This window comes from uncultured Methanobrevibacter sp. (assembly GCF_947169325.1).
Classification (GTDB): Archaea; Methanobacteriota; Methanobacteria; order Methanobacteriales; family Methanobacteriaceae; genus Methanocatella.
On the sequence record NZ_CAMVPN010000091.1, the window covers coordinates 1 to 7,746 of the forward strand.

Annotated in this window: 8 protein-coding genes; 2 read left to right on the plus strand and 6 right to left on the minus strand. The window is 31.4% G+C overall.

From position 1 onward, the window contains the following. Window positions 1-464 precede the first annotated feature (464 nt). The 6 genes from Q0W26_RS10305 to Q0W26_RS10330 all read right to left on the minus strand — a co-directional run bounded on the left by Q0W26_RS10305 (window position 465) and on the right by Q0W26_RS10330 (window position 5,000). Window positions 465-1,592, minus strand: a complete 1,128-nt coding sequence (locus Q0W26_RS10305) for a hypothetical protein (protein WP_298524874.1) — start codon at window positions 1,590-1,592, stop codon at window positions 465-467. A 24-nt stretch (window positions 1,593-1,616) separates the two neighbouring features. Then, window positions 1,617-3,425 carry a hypothetical protein gene (locus Q0W26_RS10310; protein WP_298524876.1) on the minus strand — a complete coding sequence of 603 codons (1,809 nt, stop codon included), beginning with the start codon at window positions 3,423-3,425 and terminating at the stop codon, window positions 1,617-1,619. 40 nt (window positions 3,426-3,465) lie between these two features. Beyond that, window positions 3,466-4,011 (minus strand): hypothetical protein, encoded by a 546-nt coding sequence (locus Q0W26_RS10315; RefSeq protein WP_298524879.1) that lies wholly within the window; start codon window positions 4,009-4,011, stop codon window positions 3,466-3,468. 126 nt (window positions 4,012-4,137) lie between these two features. Continuing rightward, the gene (locus tag Q0W26_RS10320; protein WP_298524882.1) at window positions 4,138-4,308 is read right to left on the minus strand and encodes a hypothetical protein; all 171 of its coding nucleotides are present in this window, start codon (window positions 4,306-4,308) and stop codon (window positions 4,138-4,140) included. Continuing rightward, a complete protein-coding gene (locus Q0W26_RS10325) occupies window positions 4,298-4,459 on the minus strand; it encodes a hypothetical protein (RefSeq protein ID WP_298524884.1) in 162 nt (53 codons plus the stop codon). The genes Q0W26_RS10320 and Q0W26_RS10325 overlap by 11 nt, the downstream gene beginning before the upstream one ends. Further along, window positions 4,446-5,000, minus strand: coding sequence for a hypothetical protein (locus tag Q0W26_RS10330; protein ID WP_298524886.1), 555 nt, complete (start codon window positions 4,998-5,000; stop codon window positions 4,446-4,448). The genes Q0W26_RS10325 and Q0W26_RS10330 overlap by 14 nt, the downstream gene beginning before the upstream one ends. Before the next feature lie 205 nt (window positions 5,001-5,205). On the opposite strand from Q0W26_RS10330, the gene Q0W26_RS10335 reads away from it, so the two are divergent. Both Q0W26_RS10335 and Q0W26_RS10340 read left to right on the plus strand, forming a co-directional pair. Continuing rightward, entirely contained in the window at window positions 5,206-5,604 is a 399-nt protein-coding gene (locus Q0W26_RS10335) for a cyclophilin-like fold protein (protein WP_298524889.1), read from the plus strand. Window positions 5,605-5,645: 41 nt separating this feature from the next. Then, a partial coding sequence (locus Q0W26_RS10340) for an excinuclease ABC subunit UvrA (RefSeq protein WP_298524892.1) occupies window positions 5,646-7,746 on the plus strand: 2,101 nt, incomplete at its 3' end.

The following is a 7,746-nucleotide window of genomic DNA, read 5'->3' on the forward strand; positions in this document are numbered from 1 at the left end:
ATCTCCATTAAATGAAAATAGAGGATTTACACCAGTAGTTTCGTCGATTCCTAAATCGAATAACATATTCATAGTGCTAGTTTCAATTAATGTAGAATTTCCTAAATTTACATCAAAAAATGTTAATTTTAATGCGATAATCACCTCATTTTTTTGTTACTTATAGTTATTATAATTCATGCTATATAAATTATTTGGTAGTAAGTATAAACTACTAAAATAATTATATCAGAAATAGATTATTCTTAACTTATGTGTTAAACTATGCATATTTCTTTTTACAAATTTTTTTCTTAAGTAAACTTTTTCGACGATTTTGATTATTAAAGTTATTAAATTCAAAAAATAATTTATTTACATTAAAAATTCTTGATAGAATTATAATTAAATTGAAGTAAACTTTTATATTTTTGTTTATTATATAAAGAAAATTGTAGGGGATTAAATAAGTGTCTTTTCTTCTCTTACTTTAGATTAAATATCTCCTTTAAACTCATCAACATTTCATTTTTAGTTTTAGCACCAGTTACTTGCATAACAAAATCATATTTATCAAGATTCACACCGCAAGCACTACAATAAAAACGATTATCAAAAGCAGCTGCACTAGCATGATTATCATCATGAAAAGGGCAGCGGTAAGTATTTCTATTTTCATAAATGGCTATTGGTTCACCCAATGTTAAAAGTGCAAGGTCTCTTAAGTCAACATCTTTAAATAAACCATCATCGTGTGTTGATTTATTAATTAATTTTCGAGTTTTATTTTCTCTTTTTATCTCCTTATTAAAATTATCATTTAAAGATTTTAGTAAATCATTGAAAGTATCTGGAGTATAATATCTATGTATATCAAATTCAACAGGAGTATTGTCTTTTTTAGCTATCAAATCCAAAACCTCATCATAACTTAATTCTTTAGAAATTGGCTGACAATATAATCCAGTTTTTGAATTAATACTATATGGGACTCTTTGAAGTCTTCTGTGAGCATCACGATTAACTGCAAGGTCAAGGGTTTCTAAACCTAAATTCTTTTTAAAGAGTGTTGCTAAATGTTCACTTATACAACCTATTTGATTTAACTGCATCTCTTTAAAGAAAACATTAACATGGAAACCCTTACTTCCACTAACAATTAAATAAGGGTTAATTCCTTTGTTTCGTAAGTAGTTGCATAATTTTGTAGCTTCTTTAAAGGGTTTTTCAAGGAGATCTTCTTCAAAAATTAAAGTTTTATATTCATTTTGTAATCTCTTAATCTTTGCTATCCGTTTTCTTCCAACGATATTACTTTGGGTATCTAGTATTTCTTTTTTAATAGCTGATGCTTTTTTATTATCTACATCAAAGTCAAAAAATAATCTATCGGAATACCTATCATTATTATTTCCTTTTTTGTATTGATCAAGAGTCTTGTAATAGATGATTTCTGCTCCAAGAAGTCCATAAATTCCTGAATGAAATTTCGGATTTAAAAAGTCTAAAAAAATTTCTGATGATTCGATATCATAGTTATAATTGTTACAGTTTAAAAAAAAGAGGTTGTGATACCTCATGAAGATATCTAACATCTCTATAGTAATTACCATTATAATAATCATGATGATAATCTCTTAAGGTATACATAGTTGACCATCTCCTAAAAGCTGTTTAAAACTATCACTAGCTTTATAGTAAACTCCATCATTTGTTAAATCTTTCAAAACTAATTGACAATTTATTAAATCATTTATACATTCACCTACTGAAATAGCTAAAAAATCAACACTAACCTCACCGTCTTCCTGTATTTTGTCAATAAGTTCTTTTGCAGTTAGACTCTCATTTTTCAAGCATACTCCAATAGTATAAGCTAATTCAGTATTTTTTATCATACTAGTGTTACTTGTTAAATAATGGTTAACACCTATTTTTCTATTTTTTTCATCTATTGGGGCATTTCCCACTACTTTTTGAAGGTTGTGATAATTGTCTTCATCATCATGTGGACTTAATATTTTTGAATTTTTTAAGATGCAGCCAACATCTTTTACATAAGTTAAATCAGCATAACTAGCATCACTAAGATTAACGGAATACTCCTCAAAGTTAAAACCTTTTATTGCACCTTCTATAAAACTATAATAAGAATTATATTCATCTAGATGGATTTCATCAGGATAATTTCTACAGTAAGAATTTAGGTACTCCCATCCATCTTCATTAATTGAAATATTTGACAAGGTTAACAATGAGTATAAAATGTCTAATTTAAACTTTAGAGCATTAATGTGCTTGTTATTTTCAATTTCACAAGATACATAACCATTATTTTCATCATTCTTTTTTACTTTATAGTATGTCCATTGTGATGATGGGTTATTTGAATCAAACTTAATTTTACCTATAAGACCAAGATCTTCTAGTGATTTAGCAGTACCCTGAGATTTATCTAAATAATTTCTCAATGTATTGATGTTAATGCCTGTAGCTATGGAAATGTTGCGCCGGGTATATTCATTTCCAATAATCTTGTCTTTTTCCTCTCGTGAATCGCTTTCTTTGTATTTTTTTAAAGCATCTTCATTGTCTTTATAAGCTTCCTCACGAGTCTTTTCAGGCAAATAGTCGAGAATCTTAATTTGTTTTGAGTTAAGTTTTAATTCTTGAGTTTCTGCTGATTTATCCCATAACTCTTTAACAAAACTGTAATCTTCATAAGAACCAATGTATATTGCTTCATTGTTAATTTCAACACGTTTCCTTCTCTCAACATGGAAAAATGTCTTAGATTTAACCAAGGTAATAAAACCTTTTATATTTCTATTATTGAGGGAACTAGGGTCAAACAACAACGTAAATGGGTTAAAAACTATAATGTCTTTTTCAACAAGGTATTGAATAGCTGCTTGGATAATCAATCTGCTCCTTTTAATAATTTCATTATTGTCAGAGTCAATAACAGCATTTGTTTGAATTTTATGTTTTATACTTGTTTTACTAGCTTCTTTTTTAATAATTATGTTTAACTTATACAAACGGTTTAGAAGTTCTTCATCAGGATTTTGTTTAGCATAAGTTAAGATAACTAGAAATTTACCTTCTAATGTAAAAGTTCTTGATTTACCATCAATAACGGTTTTTAACTCTTTAACTGGCTTATTATTATCGGCTAACTCTTTTATAACTTCAATCATAGGTTCACTTAGGACAACATCATCAAAAATTAAAATGTTAAATTCCCCGTAGGAATTCCTATCATAATAGATATTTTTAGGAGATACTGTACGTAATATATTTATGTAACAAGGAGGGTAGTTTTTAGAGGTTTCGATAATAATGTCAGTTTTTCCAACACCCGTATCAGCATTAAGCTCTGTATGAACTGGTTGGTCAATAAAAACTGATGATAATATTAATGGAAGCTGCTTTTTAAGTTCCATATTTCCTTCATGAGTCCAAGATATGCTTGATATGATATTATCAAAAAAGAGTATCTTCGTCTAGCATTGTTATTGCTTCTTTTTGAATTAACTCATCATAATCTAGAAAACTTATCGTGTTGGTTTCTTGTTCTTCTTCAATTTCCTCATCTTCTGGAAACTCAAAGTCAAGTTCTTTTAAAACGCTTAAACAATTAGCTTTGATAATAGTGCTCTTAAAAGTGCTAACAAACAAAACCATTTCATCTTCATCAAATTCAAGTCCTGCATTCTTAGCTGTTGTAAGTAAATTATCAACTAATTTCTTATCTTCTTCGTTAATTAATTTATCGCTTCTATAAATGGTTAAAGTCTGAAAAATATTGTTTATGTACTTAGTCCAGGTATAGATGACTTCTGACTTTTTACTTTCAGTTCTACTTGCTTTTAAATAAATATTTTCCTGATGAAAAAGAATGTATATTCCTGTTTCATCATATTTGTAATTATTTAACTCTTCACTTACCTTATAAATGCTTAGCTCATTTCCTTTAGCTATTTCTTTTTCAATAGCTTCTTTAATATCTTGAAAATTTTCTTCTTCCATTTTTTACCTCCATATGTGGGAAGTATCCAAGGAGAAAAAGTATTTTAAATATTAGACACATAAATTTAATTGTTAATTGGGAGTCATGTGTCTAGGTTACTTTTTCTAACTTGGACATTTGTCTCTTTACATCATGTCTGCTTCTCTTTCAGACTGATATAGGGCTTCTTCTATCATTTGTTCCACATCTACGTCTTCAGACGGTATGTCTAAAAGACCATACTTCTCGCAATCACCACAGTAATCGCAAATTTTATCGCATGCTAACATGCAACGTTCACCTTTTTCATTCATCATCTAAACCACCACTTTTTTGAGGATAATAGTTTTTATAATCTAATAAAAGCGCATCGACATAATCTGTTTTAGTATAAAAAATGCCAGTATTTATCATAAGTTCATCAAAACTGTTATTAAAATCCCATAATATCTCACTAGTGATATCCATTGTTGCATGCATCTTTTAAATTATCTGCATCATGATAATCAGAAGTAGCTTTTAGATAATCGGCAACTGTCACTGACATTACTTCTTTTTTAGCGCAACCTGTTGAGCAAGCAAATAAAATAAATGCTTTGTAGAAATCTTCAGATATATCAACTGCATCTTGTAGGATTTCTTTTGTTAACATATCTTCAAATCCAACAGGTATTGGTTTATTAGCTGTTGTATTGCTTAATGATGGTAATGTTTGTAGTTCTATTTCAAAGAATCTGTAAAATGTTAATATTCTTGTGAAATGATGTGATGCAGTGTTTTCTAAATGTTTTTTATAGATTGCACTTCTATACTTCAGCAATCTTTTTCTTATTTTACGGTTTTTCCACCTTATACCTTCAACTTCCTCTGATTCTGCTTCATCAATTAACTCCTGAAGAGTCATTCCATTGAATTTAGCATATTTGTTTAGACTATATCTATAAGTCCTTCTTGTTGACTCTTTGAGATTTCTACCTTCGCAGAAGTCAATAAAAATTTCTTCAGTCATAATTTTTCATCCTCAAATACTATTTAATTTTCTAAAGCTTTTAAAGACGAAAAATTCTATGAGGAATACTTCATAATACTGTTATAAGTTTTTACATGTCGTGTTACTATACTATTATAATTCTTTTCAGAACTTTTTTTAACTTAATACTTCAAACATATATTACATGAAATTAAGTAAAAGATTTTTTTTATTAGCACTGGCTATGTTTTTTTTAAGTCTTTCTGTTGGCAGTGCTGCAAATCCAAACGATGTAATAAAACTCAAGGTCAATGATGCAGTCTTTGATGTGGAATTGGAAAATAATTCCGCAACACAAGAGTTGATGAAAACTTTAAAAAATGGAAATGTTACAATCAACGCTTCAGATTATGGCAATTTTGAAAAGGTTGGCGAGTTAGGATTTTCACTCCCTACAAATGATGAAAATGTCAATACCGCTCCGGGAGACATTGTATTATACCAAGGAAATCATATTTCCCTGTTCTATGATTCACATTCATGGAGTTATACAAAAATCGGTAAAATACAGAATGTTGATTCAAATCAATTGAAGAATGTTTTGGGAAGCGGTGACGTTAAATTGACTTTAAGTTTGAAATAATGGTCAAATTCTTTTTACTTACTAAAAATATAGGTTAGACAATGTACCAAGATATGATAATCATTAGGGGAGCAAGGGTTCACAACCTGAAAAATGTTGATGTTGACATTCCTCTTGGAAAGATTGTAGCCATTAGTGGTGTTTCTGGAAGCGGTAAATCCTCACTTGCTTTGGGGGTGCTTTATTCTGAGGGATCTCGCAGATATTTGGATGCCCTTTCCACTTATACAAGGCGCAGGATTTCACAGTCTAGAAAAGCGCAGGTCGATTTGATTCAGTATGTTCCTGCAGCGCTTGCACTTCATCAGCGTCCGAATGTTCCAAATATCAGGTCAACTTTTGGAACTTCTACAGAACTTTTAAACTCCTTAAGGTTATTGTATTCAAGATGTGGCAATTACACCTGTCCAAATGGACATATTCAAGAGCCAACTCTAAATGTCGCCCGTGAAATCCCGATTAAGTGTCCTGAATGCGGCGTCGAATTTTATGGATTGGGTGCTGAGGAATATGCATTTAACTCCGATGGAGCGTGTCCAACTTGCAGTGGAACAGGATACATTCGAGATGTTGACAGTACAAAGTTAGTTTCTGATGATTCTAAAACTCTGGAAGAGGGTGCAGTTGATGCATGGAACCAGTTCGGCATTTCATGGATGTATCATGTTGCAGGAGAATTGGGAGTTAGGCTTGATGTTCCATTTAAGGATTTGACTGATGAAGAAAAGGATATTGTGTATAATGGTCCTGCAGTTAAAAAATACATCAACATACCTTCCAAAAATGGCAAATTGTTTGAATTGAATGCGGAGTATAGGAATGCTCACAGAGCCATTGAGGAGGCTCTAAAAAATGCTAAAACAGAAAAAGGATTAACAAAAATCAATAAATTCTTAACAACCAAAGTGTGCAGTGATTGTGAAGGCACCAGATTAAATTCAAAAGCACGAGAAACTTTGCTTGGTGGAATTGATATTTCACAGGCATGCAAGATGAACTTGAAGGATTTGATGTTGTGGGTGCCGCAGGTAGTAAATGAATTGCCGGACAATGTCCGTGAAATGGCTGAAGAGATAATCGAAGAATTTATGGATAATGGAAAAATATTGCTTGATTTAGGTCTAAGTTATATTTCATTGGACAGGCCTTCAAATACCCTTTCCACAGGAGAGCTTCAAAGAGTTCAAATTGCAAGGACATTGAGAAGCCGCACAACAGGAGTGCTGTATGTGTTGGACGAGCCGTCCATAGGTCTTCATCCAAATAACGTTGACGGATTAATCAATGTCATCAGAAGGTTGGTGGAGGATGGAAACTCGATTATTTTGGTTGATCATGACACCAGAATCCTAAGCATTGCAGATTACATGATTGAAATGGGTCCAAAAGCAGGTGCCGATGGAGGAAATATAATCGCTCAAGGCAGTTTGGATGAAATTAAAAACAATTCTTCTTCACAAATAGCACCATTTTTAACAAAATCAGAAGAGATTATCATCAGGGATAAACACGAGGATATTTTTGAAAATGGAACTATTGAAATTAAAACTTCCAAAATCCACAACGTAAAAGAGATGGATGTAAAAATACCTAAAGGGAAATTGACTGTGGTAAGCGGAGTGTCGGGCAGTGGAAAGACAACATTGCTTTTGGAAGCACTATATCCTGCCGTAAAAACTCAAATCAATAATGAAAATTTATCGGATAACGTTATTGATATAGATTGTGAGGGCATTAAAAAAATAGACTTGATTGACAGTGTTCCTATTGGAAAGAATGTAAGGAGTACTGTTGCAACATACTCTAAGGTATTGGATGATTTGAGGCGTGAATTCGCCAAATTAAGTGATGAATATAAGATGGCTGATTTTTCATACAACACTGGAAAGCTGAGATGTGAAACATGCAATGGTACGGGCAGCGTCTCAATGGATGTGCAGTTCCTTCCTGATGTTGAAATGACTTGTCCGGATTGTGACGGCCTTAGATATGGAAATAAAATCGATGAAGTAAAGTATAATGGATTGTCCCTGGCGGATATAATGAGTTTGACAGTTGATGAATCATTGGAAGAGTTATTCGGATTGGATAAAGTCACTGACAAATTACAAAAGATTTCTGATTTGGGTCTTGGATATTTGA